The sequence below is a fragment of the Sorangium sp. So ce1504 genome (assembly GCF_051521635.1).
Classification (GTDB): Bacteria; Myxococcota_A; Polyangia; order Polyangiales; family Polyangiaceae; genus Sorangium; species Sorangium cellulosum_B.
The window spans coordinates 9,908,629-9,927,196 of sequence record NZ_CP150365.1; the positions used below are offsets into that span (position 1 = coordinate 9,908,629).

The following is an 18,568-nucleotide window of genomic DNA, read 5'->3' on the forward strand; positions in this document are numbered from 1 at the left end:
AGAGGAGGGGATGCATCGCCGTGTGCTCATGAGGCTGGGATGGGCCGTGTCGGCGCTCGCGCTGGCGAGCGCGTGCGGCGGCACCGGCGAGGCGTGCGACGAGACGGTGACCTGCGCAGGCCCGGCGGGAGAGTTCTGCGCAGGGGAGTGCGTGCCGATGCCCGTCGATGCGAGCAACGTCCGCTCGAAGCCCGTGCTCCTCTGGGAGGGCAGCATCGACGAGAAGCCACCGCCGTGTCCGCCGGACGCCAGCGACGGGGAGGCCCTGCTGCTCTACGCTGACCTCGATCCGGCGCCGGGCTGCCCGCCCTGTGCCTGCTCACAGCCGGCGTGCGAGCTGCCGGTGGGGGTGACGGCCAGCTCGCTTTACATGTGCCAGGACGGCCCCCCGGAGACGCGGACACCGTTCGAGGCCCCGGCCGGCTGGGACGGCACGTGCACGGATCGGGCGCCGATCCCGCCGGAGCAGGTCGGATCCGTCGCCGTTCCACCGGCCACCGCGGTCCCCTGCGCGCCAGTCGACGCGATCGTGCCCCGCAGCGGCGGCCTGGGGTCACCCTGGAAGCGCCACGCAAAGCTGTGCAACGGTGAGTTCCAGCGAGGCGCGTGCGGGGATGCATCGGGAAACGTGTGTTTCCCCAGGTTCCACAAGCGACCAACGCCCGCGTTCAAGACGTGCGTCCAGGCCACGTCGGCCCTGGAGAGCCCGGACTTCAAGTGCCCGGATGAGTACCCGGACCCGCACACCTGGTTCCTGGGTTACGACAACGGCCGCTGCTCGCCGTGCGCGTGCACCCAGGCCGAGCCCAGCGTCTGCGAGGCGCTCGTCTCGACCTATGCCGACGCGGCGTGCGGCCAGGAGGTCGCCTCCGTGCGGGTCGCTGCCGAAGGCGGCTGCGCCGATCCGAGCTCGGGCGTTTCGCTCGGCAGCATGCGCGCCGAGTGGGTCACGAACGCGCCCGGCGCCTGTGAGGCATCGGGAGGTGAGCCCGTGCGGGAACGAAAGCCGGTGTATCGCAGAACCTTTTGCTGCCTCAAGGAGGAGATGGGGCAATGATCCAGGCCAGCATCCAGCCTGCCGCCCTGGATCGGGGACGAGCGCGACGGAGCTGGTTGCCGATGACGGCAGCCTGCGCGCTCCTTGGGCTCGCCGGCGTGCTGCTCGGGTCGAGCTGCGGGGGCAAGGAGCTCAGGTGCTTCAGCGACGAGCGCTGCGAGCCGTGTCCCGGCCACTGCCTCGAGGACGGGGCGTGGGACGCCGTCGGGAGCGTCTACCAGGATATCGTGTGGGTCGGCGAGCTGGGCGAGGAGCCCACCTGTGAGGAGTACGGGCTAGTCCACCTAGAGGACCTGTGGCTGGAGCTCCAGGACGACCCGAGCTGCCCGCCCTGCCGGTGCGAGCGCACCGACTGCACCAATCGATCTGTACGCTTCAGGAGCAGCGCCAGCAGTTGCGAGGAGGCCGACGACAGCGAAGGTACGACGTATATGTCCTCTCCGTGGGATGCGTGCGAGCCGCTGGGGGAGGACGGGACGTCCACCAGCGTGACCGTCCCCTGGTACGACGTCCTTCCTGCGTGCACGTCGAGAGAGGACCTGTACCAACCGAGGGAGACCTGGAAGCGAAAGGCGCGTCTCTGCAGGGCGATGCAGCCTCGGGAGTACAGCTGCGGAGACCTACCCAACTATCCCATGTGCCTGCTCGACCACCGTATCCTCGACAATTTTCGGCTCTGCGTCTCCAGGGCAGTCCCCCCTTCCGGCCCCGATGAGGGGGTCATGGAGCCTCTCTGTCCCTCGGAGTTCCCGGAGAGGCTCGACATGTACAAGTCCCTCGCCGGCTGCGGCACCTGCGACTGCGGGTTCGACGGGGACCCCTGCTCGATGGAGTTCTCGTTCTACCGCGACCAGGCGTGCAGTGATCTCGTGGTAACCCAGACGCTCACGACCGAGAGCGTCTGCACCGATCTGGCGGAGCCTGTGGCCATCGGCGGCGTCAAGCTCCACGTGCTCGCGGAAGGCCACGGCGACTGCACCAATCATGGGCGGGTGGGGATCGCGGAGGGAGAGAAGATCAAGCCCACGTGGGGCCAGACGTTCTGCTGCAAACCTGCCGGCAGCTGATCTCGCCAACGCCCGCAGGGGCGGTTCAGCTCACGAGCTCGCGGTCCCCCCGACCGGTCAACGAGATGCTGTCCCCAAGGTCACGACCAGCGCCGGCGCTCGTTGGCGAGGCCGCGGACAGGTCACGACCCTTCGCCGAGGATCTTTTCGGCCCCGGAAACAGGTCCCGATCCCAAGAAATGGATCTTTTCATACAAGTGGTCAGGTCGCGACCTCGCCGTCGGCTCACGAACAGCCGCCGCGCCAGATCGCGACCTTGCCACCGGCTTACGAACAGCCGCCGCGCCAGATCGCGACCTCGCCACCGGCTCACGAGCAGCCTCCGCCCCAGGTCGCGACCTCGCCATCGGCTCACGGGCAGCCTCCGCCCCAGGTCGCGACCTCGCCATCGGCTCACGAGCAGCCTCCGCCCCAGGTCGCGACCACGCGGGGGCATCCAAACGCGCGGCCGGAGGGGTTGAGACCCCCGGCAGCGCGCACCGGTCGATCGAGCGAGCAGCACGTCCACCTCGCCACGGCGCCGCTCTGGATCGACGCCGACGGCGTCAGGCGCTCCTTCGGCCTGTGGCCGCGCGGCCGCGCGGCCGCGCGGACCGCGCAGCGCCCCGTGGCTGCCCCCCTCGCTTTTCGTTTGCCTCCCGCGCGCCCGGGCAACATGGACCGCGGCGCATGCGAACCGAGCGGCTCGCCGCTGACGCGGCATCCATCGCACGGGCCGCCGAGATCCTCCGCCGCGGAGGGCTCGTCGCCTTCCCCACGGAGACCGTGTACGGCCTCGGCGCGCGCGCCGACGACGCGCGCGCGGCGCGCGGCATCTTCGAGGCGAAGGGGAGGCCGCCCGGCAACCCGCTGATCGTCCACGTTCCCGATGTCGCGTCCGCCCGCGCCCTCGCGGACGGCTGGCCGCCGGACGCGGAGCGGCTCGCGCACGCCATGTGGCCAGGACCCCTCACCCTCATCGTCGCGCGCCGGCCCGACCGCGTCGCCGACGTGGTCGCCGCCGGCGGGCCGACGGTCGCGATCCGCATCCCCGTCCACCCGGTCGCGCGCGCCTTGCTCGACGCGGTCGGGCTGCCGATCGCCGCGCCGAGCGCCAACCGCTCCACCGAGATCTCGCCGACCACCGCCGAGCACGTCGAGAAGAGCCTCGGCGGGCGCATCGATGCGATCCTCGACGGCGGGCCGACCGCCGTCGGCATCGAGTCCACCATCGTCGACGTCACGCGCTCGCCGGCGCGGGTGCTCCGCCCGGGGCACGTCACGGCCGAGGCGATCGCCGCGCTCGTGCCGCTCCAGGCGGCCGCCGGGCTGATCACCGCCCTGGCCGAGCGCGCCCCGTCCCCGGGGACCCACGCGCGCCATTACGCCCCCCGCGCGCAGGTCGCGCTGGTCCCCGCCCAGGCCGTCCGCGGCGAGCTCGATCGCGCCGCGCAGGCCGGGTCGCGCGCCGGCGCCGTCGAGCACGGCAACCGCACCGCGACAGGGCCGCACGCCGAGCTTCTTCCAGGAGATCCCGCCGGCTACGCCGCGGCGCTGTACGCCGCATTGCACCGGCTCGAGGACGCCGGCTGCGACGTGATCGTCATCGCCGCCGTCCCCGAGGATCCTGCGTGGGACGCGGTGCGGGACAGGCTGACGCGCGCCTCCGCGGCGCCCTGAGCAAGCGCCGCGCGCCCATCGGTCACCAACGTGGTCGTGGTCGTTTACGTGGTCGTGGTCGTTCACGGCGTACCGTTGACGACCACGACCACGACCACGACCACGTAAACGTAAACGTTCGGATGTAGGAGAACGCGGCGCGAAGCTTGGTTGACGCCTAGGGTTCCCCCCACGGGTGTGTTTTCATCCCCCGAGCTGGCGGTTTGTGGCAAATCAGGGTCGCCCGCCCGCTGGGTGAGCTACCTTCCTCGCTCGACTCGCGCCCCTCGTCGATCCCATGCCGGCAACGTCCCGCGCCGCCGTCCACAGCCTCGCGACCGCCCTCGGCCTCGCTGCGTCGCTCGTCGCCGCCCCCCAGCGCGCCGGCGCCAGCCTGCTCGACGAGCCGCCGAAGCGCGCGAGCTTCAACCTGAACGAGACGGTCGCGCCGGAGCTGCCGCTCCTCCGCGCCTTCCACAACGCCGCCGTCGAGCGCCCCGGACCGTTCCGGCTCTACCTGAACAGCGCCTACGGGAAATGGCGGCAGCAGCCGTGGTGGCAGCTCGCCTGGGGCGGCGCGCGGCCGGACGCCGCGGACGCGCTCGGCGAGCACGCGCTCGCCTCCCCCACCCTCGGCTCCACGGCGTTCGCGAGCGCCTGGTCCCCCTTCACCCCCTTCGAGCCGCCCGGCACCCTCCGCCTCGATCCGGCCGCGCCGGCGTGGTTCCGCCAGCTCGATCCGATCCTCAGCCCGCCGGTGCTCGCGACCACGGGGCCGAGCCTCTCCTCGAACGGCTTCGATCTGCTCTGGGACCCGCCGAAGAAGCAGCCGCTCGACTGGCGTTGCCGCAGACGCCCGGTCCAGTTCGCCCGGTACGGCGGCCAGCACGACGCCTTCGAGCTGGTGCGCTGCGACGGCTCCGTCGCGCCCGGCGCGCTGGATCGCCTGTCGATCATGGCCCGTCCGCCCGACGCGCCCGACCCGGGCGCAGAGCTCCCCGATGAGCCCGACGCCGACACCTGGCAGCGGGCGCTCGAGTGGGTGCCCCAGGTCCGCCTCGTCCACCCGCGCCTGCTCTGGCTGCTCCAGCAGATCGCCGACGCCTTCCCGCGCCGCGGGATCCACATCTTCAGCGGGTACAGGCCGCGGCCGGCGGGCGACGCGCCGGCCGCGCGCAGGCCGACCTCCGGCACGCACCACAGCCAGCACGCCGAGGGGCGCGCCATGGACATCCTCGTGATGGGCGTCCCGAACACCGCGCTGTTTCAGTTCTGCCGCACGCTCGAGGACGTGGGCTGCGGGTTCTACCCGAACAGCAAGTTCGTCCATGTCGACGTGCGCCGCCCGGGCGCCGGGCGCGTCTTCTGGATCGACATCTCCGGCCCCGGCGAGCCGTCGGAATACGTCGACTCCTGGCCCGGCGTCGTCGAGAGCGGCGGGCTCTCCTGGGGAAGCGCGCAGGGAGCGCGCTCCGGCGGGGCCGCGCCTCGCTGACGTCGCCTCCCCGCGGTCGCCCTCGCACCTCGCACCTCCACCCGCGCGACCGGCTGCTCCGCCGCGCGCTCCCGTTCCGGAGGATGGAGCGCGCCTCGGGGCGCGGTGACTTGCCTCCCCGAGATCGGTGTTAAGCTTGGCGTCTTCCCCCTGGGCGCGCGACGCGAGACGGGGGCGGAGCTCGGCGAGCCGAGATCTGTCCCCCGCACCTCCGGCGGCCAAGGCCGCCCCGCGGTCGCCCTGGAGAAAAAGGGTGCGAAATGGGCGAGTTGCGGACAGGGATGGTTGAGAAGATCGCGGCGATGCAGGACTTCGCGCTCTACCGCGATCTCGCGTGGGAGGGCACGTTCGAAGAGTACCTCCAGATCGTGCGCCAGAACCCGCAGGTGACGCGCAACGCGTTCCAGCGGGCGTACGACATGATCATCCGCTACGGCATCGAGGAGTACACGGACAACAAGAAGAAGCTCATCCGGTACAACTTCTTCAAGGACGAGATGCACGGCGGCGCCGACGCCGTGTACGGGCTCGACATCCCGCTGATGCGGCTCGTCCACGTGCTCCGGGCGGCCTCCGAGGGGTACGGCCCGGAGAAGCGCGTCATCCTGCTGCACGGCCCGGTCGGCTCGTCGAAGTCGACGATCGCCCGGCTCCTCAAGAAGGGCATCGAGCACTACTCGACGACCCCCGACGGCGCGCTCTACACGTTCGACTGGGTGAACCTCGACGACGTCGGCATGGCCGGGACGGAGAGCGCCCGCTTCAAGTGCCCGATGCACGAGGAGCCGCTGCGCCTCGTCCCGCCGGCGTGGCGCGACCGCGCGTTCCGCGAGCTCGGCCTCTCGAGCGCGCAGCACCACGTCCGCACCGAGGGCGACCTCGACCCCGCGTGCCGCTTCATCTTCAACCGCCTGATGGACAAGTACGGCGGCGACTGGTCGAAGGTGATGCAGCACGTGCGCGTGCGCCGCCTCGTGCTCAGCGAGAAGGACCGCGTCGGCATCGGCACCTTCCAGCCGAAGGACGAGAAGAACCAGGACTCGACCGAGCTCACCGGCGACATCAACTACCGCAAGATCGCGGAGTACGGCTCGGACTCGGACCCGCGCGCCTTCAACTTCGACGGCGAGTTCAACATCGCGAACCGCGGCATCGTCGAGTTCATCGAGGTGCTGAAGCTCGACGTCGCGTTCCTCTACGACCTGCTGGGCGCGTCGCAGGAGCACAAGATCAAGCCGAAGAAGTTCGCCCAGACGGACGTCGACGAGGTCATCATCGGCCACACCAACGAGGCCGAGTACAAGAAGCTCCTGAACAACGAGTTCATGGAGGCCCTCCGCGACCGCACGATCAAGATCGATATCCCGTACATCACGAAGGTGTCGGAGGAGATCCGGATCTACGAGAAGGACTTCAACAAGGAGAAGATCCGCGGCAAGCACATCGCCCCTCACACGCTCGAGGTCGCCGCGATGTGGGCCGCGCTCACCCGGCTCGAGGACCCGAAGAAGCACAACCTCTCGCTCGTCCAGAAGATGAAGCTCTACGACGGCAAGGTCCTGCCCGGCTACACGCAGGACACCGTGAAGGAGCTCCGCAAGGAGGCGTCGCGCGAGGGCATGGAGGGCATCAGCCCCCGCTACGTGCAGGACAAGATCTCGAACGCGCTCGTCAACGACCTCGGCGAGGGGACGATCAACCCCTTCATGGTCATGAGCGAGCTCGAGAAGGGCCTCAGGCACCACTCGCTCATCACGAACGACGAGCAGCGCAAGCGCTTCACCGAGTGCATCGGGATGGTGAAGCGCGAGTACGAGGAGATCGTCAAGAACGAGGTGCAGCGGGCGATCAGCGCCGACGAGGACGCGATCCAGAAGCTCGCGGCGAACTACATCGACTCGATCAAGGCCTACACCCTGAAGGAGAAGGTGAAGGACCGCTTCACCCGCGAGGACGTCGAGCCCGACGAGCGGCTGATGCGCTCGATCGAGGAGAAGATCGACATCCCCGAGAACCGCAAGGACGACTTCCGCCGCGAGATCATGAACTACATCGGCGCGCTCGCGGTCGACGGCAAGAAGTTCGAGTGGCACACGAACGACCGGCTGCGCCGCGCCCTCGAGCTCAAGCTGTTCGAGGACCAGAAGGACGCGATCAAGCTCCAGACCCTCGTGTCGAGCGTCATCGACAAGGAGACGCAGGAGAAGATCGACATCATCAAGACCCGGATGATCAAGTACTTCGGGTACAACGAGGTCTCGGCGCGCGACGTGCTCGACTACGTCGCCAGCATCTACGCGCGCGGCGACACGAAGTGACCCGTCGCGGGGGCGCGGCGGCGCTGCCAGGCAGCGCGCGCCGCGCCGCTCGCCCCCCCAGGCTCAGCCTTCGCGCCTGACCTTCGCGAGCTCGCGCTCCCCGTCCCGCCGGAGCTTCGCGATCTCGCGCTCCAGCGTCGCGACCTCGCGCTCCAGGGAGGCCACCGTCCGCTTGAGGTCGCGGACCTCCTCGACGGTCGAGAGGCCCATCGCCTTGGCGAACGTCTCCTTCTGCTCCGCGGTGAACGAGGAGACCCGGCCGGGCACGCTCATCGCCGTCATGAACAGCCGCATGAACCGCTCGTCCTGCATCAGCTTCGCCACGTTCGGGTTCGCGGCGAGCCTCATGCCCTCGGTGACCAGTCTGTCCTTCAGCGCCATGCGGGCAGCCTAGCCATTTTCGCGCGGGCGCGTCAGCCCACCTCGACCAGCACCGCCGTGATGTTGTCCCGCCCCCCGCGCCGATTCGCGAGGTCGATGAAGAGGTCGACCGCCACGTCGCCGCCCTTCGAGGCGATGCTCGCGACCTCCTCCTCGGCGTGGAGATACCCGTGCAGCCCGTCGGAGCAGAGCAGGTATCGATCGCCCTCCTCGACGGCGACGATCGAGGTGTCGACCTCGACGTAGTCCCGGTTGCCGACCGCGCGCGTGATCACGTTGCGGTGGGGCGAGCTCTTGGCCTCGTCCACGGAGATGAGGCCGTTCTTGATCTGCCACGCGATCAGCGTGTGATCCTCGGTCATCTGCACCGCGGTCCCGTTGCGGACCTGGTAGATGCGGCTGTCGCCCACCTGGCCGGTCACGAGCGCGCCGCCGACGATGAGCGCCGCGCTGATCGTCGTGCCCATGCCGCTCTTGTCGCGATCGAGCTCGGCGATCGCGAAGACCATGTACGTCGCCGCCTGGATCGCGCCCTCGAGGATGCGCAGCACGGCGCGCGCCTTGGGCTGCGTCAGCGGCTCGTTCGGATCGCCGATGGCGGGCAGGCCCCGCTTCACCATGCCGTAGATCGTCTCGACCGCCTCGGCGCTCGCGACCTCGCCGGCCGCGTGCCCGCCCATGCCGTCCGCGACGATGTAGAGCCGGAGCTCGTCGTCCCGGAAGAACGCATCCTCATTGGCGCGCCGGTGGCGCCCGACATCGGTGCGGCCAAATGATTGGATCCTCATCGAGCTTGCCCGGTCCTTCGCTCGCCGTCCCGTGAGGAAATCCCCGAGGCGCCGGCGCGACTGTCGCACGATAAACTTCTTAAGCGGGGCCTGTCGAGTGGTCGGAGGCTCGATTAAGATGGGCGAGCCAGCCATGGCACGAAGCTTCTCCGCGACCTGTGGGCCGGATGGCCTTCTCCAGCACCTGGCGGACCTGCGCAGCGCGGTCCCGTCGCCGTCGGGCGGGGTCGTCTTCGTCTCCGGACAGCTCGCCCAGCGCGCCTCGGGCGTCGCCGAGCTCGTCCGTGGTGCCTGGCGCGGCGTCCCCGCCTGCGTCGTGCCGGCCGCGGGCGTGCTCAGCGAGCGCGGCGAGATCGAGGGGGACACCGGCGCGAGCGGCGTGCTGTGGTCCGGCGGGCAGGTCACCCCCTTCGCGCTGCCCGAGCGCGCCGAGGAGCCGAGCCGCCTCCTGCGCGAGACGCTCGCCCGCACCGTCGGCCAGCGCTCCGCGACGGCCATCCTCTTCGTCCGGCCCGGGGCGTTCGCGCCCGAGCGGCTCGAGGCGCTCGCCTTGTCCGCGCCGAACGCGTGCCTCTTCGGCGCCGGGACGGCCTCCGGCTCCGCCATCGGCGTGACGTCGCAGGGCGAGCTCATCGAGGGCCCGGCGACGGGCCTCGCCATCACCGGCTTCGCCCCGCCGCTCGTCGACGCCTCGCCCGCCGCCAGGCTGCTCTCCGGCTTCCACCGCATCGACGAGGCGAGCGGCGGCGTCGTGCTCCGCGCCGGCGGGCGGCCGGCGCTCGACCTGCTCTCCACCGCGACCGCCACGCTCGGCGAGCCGCCCAGCGCGCAGCAGCTCATCCTCGCCGCGCTGGCCGACCCGCCGCTCGATCCACCGGCCGCGCCGGGCGCCGACCGCGGCGACGCCGAGGCGGAGGCGCCCGATTCCGTGCGTTACGTGCTGCGGCCGGTCCGCGGCATCGATCCGTCGCGGCGGGGGCTCCTGCTCGGCGACGAAGCGAGGCCCGGCGCGCGCCTCGCCTTCGCGGTGCGCGACGCCGCCGCCGGCCGCTCCGGGCTCGAGGGGATCGCCCGGCAAGTGTCCCGGAGCGCGCTCGGGTCGGCCCCCCGCTTCGCGCTCTACCTGACCTGCGCCGGGCGCGGCCAGGGCCTGTACGGGACGCCCGACGTCGAGGCGCGCATCCTGCGCCAGCGCTTCGCCGACCTCCCGATCGCCGGCATGCACTCGAGCTTCGAGATCGCCCCCTGGGCCCGGGGCCAGGCCAGGCTCGCCCTCTACACCGGCGTGCTCGCGCTTTTCCGCGCGCCGAGCTGAGCGCTCTTTCGCGCGCCGAGCCGGGCGCTTTTCCGCGCGCCGAGCTGAGCGCTCTTCCGCGCGCCGAGCCGAGCGCCGCGCCTCAGCGCTCGCGGTAGACCGCGACCACCGCGGAGGCCCGTCGCTGCACCGCCGCGTGGACGGCCGCATACCGCGGCTCGTCGCGCAGGGGCGCGAGGACCGGACAGCGCTCGAGCCAGATCAGGTCGAACAGGCCGTCGGCCAGCGAGAGCTCGAGCGCGGCCAGCGCGAGCTCTCGCTGGCCGAGGAAGGCCGCGAACTCCGCCTGGAGCTGCCGGATGAACGACGTGCGCCGCAGCGCCGTGACGGCCGGGCGCTCCCCCTCGACCTGCACGGGCCGGACGTCCGAGAGCCGCCCCTCGATGAGGTCCTCGATCACCTGCGCGAACGGCGTGGGGAGGTCCGGGAAGGCCTCGCTCACGCGCCTCTGAGAGAGCTTCTCGACCACCTCCGGGTCGCGCTGCCAGAGCACGCGGCGCATCCGCAGGACGGTGTAGCCCGATCCGCTGCCCACCGTCGGATGCGCCCGGATCACGTCGTCGGCGTCCGACCACCTGTCCAGCAGCGTGTACGCGCGCGCCAGCGCCTGCGCCGCCAGCACCACCTCGGGATCGCGCGCCAGCGCGGACCGGGCGCGCCGCGCGCCCTCCTCGAAGGCGCCGCACTCGAGCAGGATGTGGCCGATGAGGCCCTCCGCCTCGGCGTTGCCCGAGCGGCACGCGAGCGCCGCCTTGAGCTCCCGCATCGCGCCGACCACGTCGAGGCGCTGGAACCGCACCGACGCCATCGCGAGCCGCGCGTCCGGCAGCCCGGGCGCCGCGGCGACGGCGCGCGACGCCGCCTCCGTGGCGAGCTCCCCGCCGCGGTCCGTGAAGAACCAGAAGCGGGAGCGCGCGAGCGCGTAGGCCGACAGGATCATCGGATCCTCGGGCGCGCGCGAGAGCGCCTGCTCGAACAGCGCGATCGCCCGCTCCTGGTGCTCCGGCCAGAACCTGCGGTACTCGTGGCGCCCGCGCAGGAACAGGTCGAGCGCGACGGGATCGCTCGGCGCCGTGCGGTTCGGCGCGGCCCCGTCGAGCGTCAGCGCCTCCGCGACCGCCTCGGCCACCTCGTCGTTGATCCGCAGCACCTCCGCCTCGGGGCGATCGAAGCGCTTCGCCCACAGCTGGAACCCGTCGGCGACGCTGATGAGCCGCGCGTTGATCCGCACCGTCCCGTCGCGCCGCCGCACCGAGCCCCCGACGACCACCTGCACCCCGAGCTCACGCCCGACCTCGCGCGGATCGAGCTCGGAGGACGAGCGCCGCCCGAGCGCCCCGCGCGGCCTCACCCGGAGGCCCCGCGTCATGGAGAGCGTGTCGACGAGATCGTCCGTCAGCTCCTCGGCCAGGTACGCGTCCGACGCAGGTCCCTGGTTCGCGAACGGCAGGACCACGACGCTCTTGCCGCCGTGCTCGGCCACCCCGGAGCTCGCCCCCGGGGTCACCCCGGAGACCGCCGTCCGCTCCTGCGGCGGCGTGAACGCCGGCGGCGTCACCGTGGCCGGGCGCGTGAGCGAGGCGAGGTCGTGTACGACGCTCTCGACGGACGGATACCGGCCGCCGCGCTCGCGCGCCATGCAGCGGAGCACCACGCGCGCGAGCGCGTCGGGCAGGTCGGGGCGCCGGAGCCGCGGATCCGGCGGGTCGGCGAAGAGCCGCGCCGCGGCGACGGCGAGCGGCGCGTCGCCCTGCCACGCGCGCTCGCCCGTGAGCATCTCGAAGAGCATCGCCCCGAGGGCGTAGATGTCGGCGCGCGCGTCGACGTCGTCGGCGCCCTGCACCTGCTCGGGCGCCATGTACGCCGGCGTCCCCATGACGGCGCCCAGCGTCTTGCCCGCCTCGCCGCTCGCGACCGCGCGCGCGATCCCGAAGTCGGTCAGGACGACGCGCCCGTCGCGCCCGAGCAGCACGTTGTCCGGCTTGAGATCACGGTGGATGACGCCGGCCCGGTGCGCGGCGTGGAGGCCCGCGCAGACGCCCTCCACGACGTCCAGCGCGCGGGTCATGCCGAGCCGCCGCTCGCGCGCGAGCAGCGCGGCGAGCGGCTCGCCGTCGACGAACTCCATCGTCAGGAACCGGTCGCCCTCGTGCTCGCCGATGTCGAAGACCCGCGCCACGTTCGGGTGCGTCACCTTGCGCGAGAGCCGCACCTCGCGCCGGAACCGCTCGGTCACCTCCGGCGCGACGCTGAGCTCCCGGCGCAGCACCTTGACCGCGACGAGCTCCTCGAGCTCCAGGTCGCGGGCGCGGTAGACGCTGCCCATCCCGCCGATGCCGACCAGCCCGAGGAGCTCGTACCGGCCTGCGAGGACCTGCCGCGGGCCGGTCGCGACGGCGTCCGCGGAGTCGGCCGCTTGCCGCGCGCCGCTCGCCGCGAGCGGAAGGTCGTGGATCGTGTCGTCCTTGAAGCTCTGCGGCATAGGGGAATTCCGGCGGCCGTTGCCCCCCGCGTCACGAGATTAGCCCACGGGATCGGCCGGTCGAGCGCCGACCGTCGCGGGAGCTCCAGCACGGAGGTGCTAGTCTCCGCCGCCCATGGCAGAGGCGTCGAGCTCCATCGTGGTGGAGTCGCTCTCCAAGACGTACCAGGTCCACGAGCGCGCCGCCGGCTTCTCGGCCTCCGTGCGCTCGCTCTTCCGGCGCCGCACCAAGGTCGTCCACGCGGTCGAGGACCTCTCGTTCTCGATCGCGCCCGGCGAGCGCGTCGGCTTCCTCGGCCCGAACGGCGCCGGGAAGACGACGACGCTGAAGGTGCTCTCCGGGCTCCTCCACCCGTCGGGCGGCAAGGTCGAGGTCGCCGGCTTCGTCCCGCGGCACCGTGAGCCCGATTTCCTCAAGCGGATCACCCTCGTGATGGGGCAAAAGCAGCAGCTGCTCTGGGACCTCCCGCCCGCCGAGACCTTCGCGGTGAACCGAGCGATCTATGGGATCGGCGACGCGGATTTCAAGGAGACCCTCGGTGAGCTGGAAGACCTCCTCGGCATCGCCGAGATCGCGACGAAGCCGACGCGGCAGCTCTCGCTCGGCGAGCGCATGAAGTGCGAGCTGGCTGCGGCCCTGCTGCACCGGCCGGAGATCCTGTTCCTCGACGAGCCGACGATCGGGCTCGACGTGGCGATGCAGCTCGGGGTCCGCGAGTTCATCCGCCGCTACAACGAGCGGCGGCGGGCGACGATCGTGCTCACGTCCCACTACATGGACGACGTGGCGGCGCTCTGTCCGCGGGTCATCGTCATCGACAAGGGCAGGCTGCGCTACGACGGCGACCTCGCGGCGCTCGTCCGCAGCATGCGGCCCCACAAGCGGATCGCGCTGCACTTCAAGAGCCCGGTCGACCAGGCGCTCCTCGAGCGGGTGGGCGCCGTCCTCTCGCTCGATCCTGGCTGCGCGGTGCTGCAGGTGCCGCAGGCCGAGCTGCGCGAGGCCATGTCCTGGCTGCTCGGCCACACCGACATCTCGGATCTCACGGTCGAGGATCCTCCCCTGGAGGAGGTGATGCGCGAGCTCTTTTCAGGCGTGGAGCCCTCGGCGGAGCCGGAAAGCGAGCCGTCGGGCTCGACGGGCGGGGCCGCGTCATGAGCGGGCTCGCTCGGGCCGCCCGGGCGTTCCCGACGCTGCTCCGCGTCGGGATCGCGGCCGCGCTCGCGTACCGGGCCGAGATGCTGATCTGGATGCTCACGACGACGATGCCGCTCGTGAGCCTCGCGCTCTGGTCGGCGGTGGCCGCGAGCGCGCCGGTCGGCCGCTTCGGGGCGCGCGATTTCTCCGCGTACTTCCTGGCCATCCTCATCGTCCGGCAGCTGACCGGCTCGTGGCTCGTCTGGGAGATGAACATGGACATCAAGAGCGGCGCCCTCTCGCAGCGCCTGCTCCGGCCGATCCACCCGCTCTTCTCGTACGCCGCCGAGAACCTCGCCGCGCTGCCGCTCCGGGCGGCGCTCTGCCTGCCCATCGCGGTCATCGCGCTCGTCGCGACGTCGGGCGAGCGGTTCCAGCCGACGGCGCTCGAGCTCGGGCTCTGGGTCCTCTCCCTCGCCGGCGCCTGGGCGATCAACTTCTTCACGATGGCGCTGATCGGCTCGCTCGCGTTCGTGATCGACAGCTCGACCGCGGTGTTCGACGTCTACCTCGCGGCCTTCATGGTCTTCGCCGGCTACCTCGTCCCGATCGAGCTGTTCCCCTCGTGGCTCGCCGAGCTCGCGCGGGTCCTGCCGTTCCGTTACAGCCTCGCGTTCCCTGTCGAGCTCATCACCGGCCTGCTCGACCCGGGCCGCGCGCTCACCGAGCTCGCGGTGCAGTGGGCCTTCGCCGCCGCGTCCGCCGCCGCCGCGCTCGTCGCGTGGCGCGCGGGGATCCGGCGGTTCTCGGCGTTCGGCGGGTGAGCGGCGTGCGTTACCTCCGGTTGCTCGCGACGCAGCTGCGCGTGTCGATCGCGCTCGGGATGCAGTACCGGTGGGATTTCCTGCTCGGCGCGGTGATGACCGTCGTGTGGACGGTGGTCGGGCTGGTCCCGCTCCACATCGCGCTCGCGGCCCGGCCGCCGGTGCAGGGCTGGACGTACGAGCGCGCGCTCGTCGTCGTCGGGTGGTTCACGCTGCTCAAGGGCATCCTCGAGGGGGCCGTGAACCCGTCGCTCATCAGCGTGGTCGACCAGATCCGGAAGGGCACGCTCGACTTCACGCTGCTCAAGCCGGCCGACGCGCAGTTCCTCGTCTCGACGGCCCGGTTCGAGATCCGCAAGGTCGTGGACGCCGCGGCCGCGGTGGCGATCTTCGCCTACGCGTTCGCCCAGATGGGGCGCGCCCCCGCGCCCGCCCACGTCGCGCTCGCGCTCTGCCTGCTCGTGACGGCGACGCTGGTGCTCTACTCCATGTGCATCCTGGTCATCTCCGCCGCGTTCTGGGTCGTGCGCCTCGACAACCTGGCCTACCTCTTCAACTCCATCTTCGATTTCGCGCGCTGGCCGGTCACGATCTTCAGCGGCTTCTGGCGCGTCGTCTTCACCGTGATCGTCCCGCTCGGGCTGATGACCACGTACCCGGCGGAGGCGATGCTCGGCACCATCGCACCGCGCACGGCCGCCGCCGCGGCGCTCGGCGCGCTCATCTTCGGCGCCGTCGCGCGCGGCGTGTGGAAGCGGGCGATAGGCCGGTACACGTCGGCGTCGAGCTGAGCCTCGCGAGGGCTTCCGGCGAGCGGCGCGGTGCGTTAACGTCACACGATTGCCCTCCGGGCGCGAGGAGGGCTAACGGACACCGGGGGAGAGCGGGATCGGGAAGGAGACGCGGTGAAGGACGGAGGGCTGACGCTCGAGGAGTTGGGTCGGAGCATCGTCGATCTCGCGATGACCGAGGACGTGATACGCCGCCAGGTGATCGCCCTCCTCCCGGTCGGGCGCCGCGCGGAGCGGGAGCTCGAGGTCCTCGGCAGGCCATCGCGGCTCACGATGGACTTCGAGGTCGGCGACCCGGCGGCGACGCGGAGCATGAGCGGCGCGTTCGATGTCGCGATCCCGCACGCCGTGACGGTGCGGGTCGACGCGGATGGGGAAGCGGAGGAGCACCGGCTCGACGCGACCCTCGCGCTGCGCATCACGCCGAGGCCCTGCGCGCCGCTCGGGATCTTCCTGGACATCGCGGAGCTGTCGGCGGAGTCGGTGAGGTTCACCGAGTCGCGGGCCTCCGCGAAGGACTACCTGCGCGGCCGGATCGAGGAGGAGGTGCGGAGGGAGCTGCTCCGCCTCGTGCGCGCGCGGGTCGCGGAGAGCCGCGCGGAGCGCACGCTCGACCTGGAGGAGCCGCTCCTCCGCGCGCTCGGGGACGCCTCCTGGGCGGGGCAGGAGGAGGTGGAGGAGCCGGACGGGCGGGACGCGCCGCCGCCGAGCCGGGTGCGCGGGGCCGGCGGCCCGGCGAGCGGGGCCGGGCTGCTGGACGCGCCGCTCAGCGACCTGGACGCGCAGCTGCGGTTCTTCGGGAACGCCATGCCCCTCCAGGTGTGGACCGCGCGCCCGGACGGCCAGCTGAACTTCGTGAACCGGGCGGTCCTCGACTATTTCGACCGCACGGAGGAGCAGATGATCGGCGAGGGCTGGCTCGCGGTGCTGCACCCGGACGACGTCCCGAAGACGGTGGCGGCGTGGACCCGGAGCCTCACGACCGGCGAGCCGTACCACACGGAGTTCCGCCTGCGGCGGGCGAGCGATCAGACGTACCGGGAGCACGTGGTCAGCGCGCTGCCGCAGCGCGACGCCGCGGGGAACGTCTTCCGGTGGATCGGCGGCACCACCGACGTGGCCGAGCTGCGCCGCGCCGAGGCCGCCCTCCGGAGGAGCGAGGCGCGCTACCGGCTCTTCGCGGAGGCGTCGAACGAGGGCGTCTGGTTCTGGAACATCCGCGAGGACACGGTGGAGTGGAGCGATCGCATGCTCCAGATGATCGGCGTCCGCCGCGAGGCGTGGGGCGGGACGTTCGCGAGCTTCTTCGAGCGCGTGCACCCCGACGACCAGAGGGCGGTGCAGGCCGCGCTGCGGGCTCACCTCGAGGAGCGGCGGCCCTTCGAGGTGGAGTACCGGCTGCGGCGCGAGGACGGCGAGTACCGCGACGTGTTCGCCCGCGGCATGGCCGAGTGGGACGACAAGGGCGTGCCGTTCCAGATGGCGGGCGGCGGGACGGACATCACCGAGAAGAAGCGCCAGCAGGCCGTGCTGAACGAGCGGCTCGCGATCATCGAGCAGCAGCAGGAGGCGATCCGGGCGCTGTCGACGCCGATCATCGAGGTCTGGAGGGGGGTGCTGACGATGCCGGTGCTCGGCGTCCTCGACGAGGAGCGCGCCCAGCAGATGATGGAGGTGCTGCTCGAGGCCGTGGCGCGGACCCGCTGCCGTCACGCGATCATCGATCTGACCGGGGTGAGCGCCGTGGACGCGGCCACGGCCGATCACGTGCTGAGGCTCATCGACGCCGTGGCGCTGCTCGGGGCGCAGGGCATCGTCGTCGGCATCCGGCCCGAGGTGGCGCAGACGGTGGTGTCGCTGGGGCTCGATCTGTCGAACATCAAGACGCTCTCGAACCTCCGGGAGGCGCTCCTCTTCGCGATGCAGTCGAGCGGGGTGTCGGTCAAGCGGCGGCGCAAGCGCAGGGCGGGGCGCGAGCGCGCGGACGACGCGGAGGGGACGCGCGATTCGCGCGACGGGTGAGCGGCGCCGCCGGCGCGAGCGCCCTCGACCTCCTCGTAAGGCGCAGGGGTTGAGGTAGAACCTCGCCCATGGCGAAGATCCCCTCCATCAAGTTCGGGCGCTCGAGCGGCGGCGGCGTCGCCGGCGCGGTCCGCGGCGTCGCGCTCGGCCTCGTGCTCCTCGTGGCGATGCTGTTCGTCGCGTGCACCACGGTGACGCGGATCGACGCCGCGCACGTGGGCATCCGGGTCAAGCTCGCCGGCTCGAACCGCGGCGTGAGCGACATCCCGGTCGTGACCGGCTGGGTGTTCTACAACCCGCTCACGGAGCAGATCGTGCAGTTTCCGACGAGCGTGCAGAACGTGGTCTGGACGGCGTCGGCGCACGAGGGCCGAGCGGTCGACGAGTCGATCACGTTCTCGTCCTCCGAGGGCGTCAACGTCGGCGCGGACATCGGGATGTCGTTCCACATCGACCCGGAGAAAGCGCCCCACCTGTACCTGCGCTTCCGGGAGAACGACCTGATGAGGCTCGCCGATCGCTACGTGCGCAACGCGGTGCGCGAGGCGTTCAACTCGGTCGCGTCGAAGATGCCCGTCCAGGAGATCTACGGGTCGGGCAAGACGAGGCTCATCCACGACGTGACGAAGGAGCTCGAGCTGGTGATCGAGAAGGACGGCATCCGGATCGATCAGCTCACGATCAACGGCGCGCTGAGGCTTCCCGAGAACGTGGCCGCGGCGATCAACCAGGCGATGGAGGCGACGCAGAAGGCGATCCAGGCCGAGAACCGGGTGCGTCAGGTGAGGGCGGAGGCCGACCAGGCGATCGCGACGGCGCGCGGCGCGGCCGAGTCGGCGCGGGAGCGGGCCCGCGGCGAGGCGGACGCGCTGCTCATCCGCGCGCGCTCCGAGGCCAAGGCGAACACGATCATCCGGCTGTCGACGACGCCGGCGGTGCTGCAGTACCGCGCGCTCGAGCGATGGAACGGGCGCCTGCCGGCGATGAACCAGGGCCCGCTGCCGATGCTGACGTTCGACATGAAGAGCGCGCTCGACAAGGATGCTGAGCAGAAGCTGGCCGAGCTGCTCGAGGAGACGGCGCCAGGGGGTGAGGCGGCGCCGGCTGGCGGGGCGGCGACGGGCGCGGGCGGCGACGAGGGCGACAAGGGCGCGAAGCCCGCGGAAAAGCCGGCTGGGCAAGCGCCGGCCGGCGCGCCCTGAGCAGCTCCGGGCGGCGGGAGAGCTCGTGGTCTGGATTGACGTCGCGAGGG

The 18,568-nt window shown here is 71.7% G+C and carries 14 protein-coding genes; 11 read left to right on the forward strand and 3 right to left on the reverse strand.

Annotated features, from left to right (window positions below; translation table 11 throughout):
• Positions 1 to 10 precede the first annotated feature (10 nt).
• The 5 genes from WMF39_RS37335 (at position 11) to WMF39_RS37355 (ending at position 7,575) form a co-directional block, all read left to right on the forward strand.
• A complete protein-coding gene (locus WMF39_RS37335) occupies positions 11 to 1,057 on the forward strand; it encodes a hypothetical protein (RefSeq protein ID WP_437741245.1) in 1,047 nt (348 codons plus the stop codon).
• 62 nt (positions 1,058 to 1,119) lie between these two features.
• A complete protein-coding gene (locus tag WMF39_RS37340; protein ID WP_437741246.1) occupies positions 1,120 to 2,124 on the forward strand; it encodes a hypothetical protein in 1,005 nt (334 codons plus the stop codon).
• 669 nt (positions 2,125 to 2,793) lie between these two features.
• Complete coding sequence (locus WMF39_RS37345; protein ID WP_437741247.1) at positions 2,794 to 3,783, forward strand: L-threonylcarbamoyladenylate synthase; 990 nt, start codon at positions 2,794 to 2,796, stop codon at positions 3,781 to 3,783.
• 277 nt (positions 3,784 to 4,060) lie between these two features.
• Positions 4,061 to 5,257 (forward strand): YcbK family protein, encoded by a 1,197-nt coding sequence (locus WMF39_RS37350; RefSeq protein ID WP_437741248.1) that lies wholly within the window; start codon positions 4,061 to 4,063, stop codon positions 5,255 to 5,257.
• 260 nt (positions 5,258 to 5,517) lie between these two features.
• Entirely contained in the window at positions 5,518 to 7,575 is a 2,058-nt protein-coding gene (locus WMF39_RS37355; protein ID WP_272104360.1) for a PrkA family serine protein kinase, read from the forward strand.
• Between the two features lie 63 nt (positions 7,576 to 7,638).
• Here the strand turns inward: WMF39_RS37355 and WMF39_RS37360 are convergent, their stop codons facing one another.
• On the reverse strand, positions 7,639 to 7,956 hold the full coding sequence (locus WMF39_RS37360; RefSeq protein WP_437741249.1) for a hypothetical protein: 318 nt from the start codon (positions 7,954 to 7,956) through the stop codon (positions 7,639 to 7,641).
• A 32-nt stretch (positions 7,957 to 7,988) separates the two neighbouring features.
• Complete coding sequence (locus WMF39_RS37365; RefSeq protein WP_272104357.1) at positions 7,989 to 8,744, reverse strand: PP2C family protein-serine/threonine phosphatase; 756 nt, start codon at positions 8,742 to 8,744, stop codon at positions 7,989 to 7,991.
• A gap of 133 nt (positions 8,745 to 8,877) precedes the next feature.
• Between WMF39_RS37365 and WMF39_RS37370 the strand changes: the two genes are divergently transcribed.
• A complete protein-coding gene (locus WMF39_RS37370; RefSeq protein ID WP_437741250.1) occupies positions 8,878 to 10,059 on the forward strand; it encodes an FIST signal transduction protein in 1,182 nt (393 codons plus the stop codon).
• Between the two features lie 82 nt (positions 10,060 to 10,141).
• Here the strand turns inward: WMF39_RS37370 and WMF39_RS37375 are convergent, their stop codons facing one another.
• Positions 10,142 to 12,541, reverse strand: coding sequence for a protein kinase domain-containing protein (locus tag WMF39_RS37375; protein WP_437741251.1), 2,400 nt, complete (start codon positions 12,539 to 12,541; stop codon positions 10,142 to 10,144).
• A 115-nt stretch (positions 12,542 to 12,656) separates the two neighbouring features.
• On the opposite strand from WMF39_RS37375, the gene WMF39_RS37380 reads away from it, so the two are divergent.
• The 5 genes from WMF39_RS37380 to WMF39_RS37400 all read left to right on the forward strand — a co-directional run bounded on the left by WMF39_RS37380 (position 12,657) and on the right by WMF39_RS37400 (position 18,518).
• A complete protein-coding gene (locus WMF39_RS37380) occupies positions 12,657 to 13,700 on the forward strand; it encodes an ABC transporter ATP-binding protein (RefSeq protein ID WP_437741252.1) in 1,044 nt (347 codons plus the stop codon).
• The gene (locus WMF39_RS37385) at positions 13,697 to 14,503 is read left to right on the forward strand and encodes an ABC transporter permease (protein WP_437741253.1); all 807 of its coding nucleotides are present in this window, start codon (positions 13,697 to 13,699) and stop codon (positions 14,501 to 14,503) included. The genes WMF39_RS37380 and WMF39_RS37385 overlap by 4 nt, the downstream gene beginning before the upstream one ends.
• A gap of 5 nt (positions 14,504 to 14,508) precedes the next feature.
• On the forward strand, positions 14,509 to 15,294 hold the full coding sequence (locus tag WMF39_RS37390; protein WP_437748080.1) for an ABC transporter permease: 786 nt from the start codon (positions 14,509 to 14,511) through the stop codon (positions 15,292 to 15,294).
• Between the two features lie 114 nt (positions 15,295 to 15,408).
• Complete coding sequence (locus tag WMF39_RS37395; protein ID WP_437741254.1) at positions 15,409 to 17,316, forward strand: PAS domain-containing protein; 1,908 nt, start codon at positions 15,409 to 15,411, stop codon at positions 17,314 to 17,316.
• Positions 17,317 to 17,384: 68 nt separating this feature from the next.
• On the forward strand, positions 17,385 to 18,518 hold the full coding sequence (locus WMF39_RS37400) for a prohibitin family protein (protein WP_437741255.1): 1,134 nt from the start codon (positions 17,385 to 17,387) through the stop codon (positions 18,516 to 18,518).
• Positions 18,519 to 18,568 lie beyond the last annotated feature (50 nt).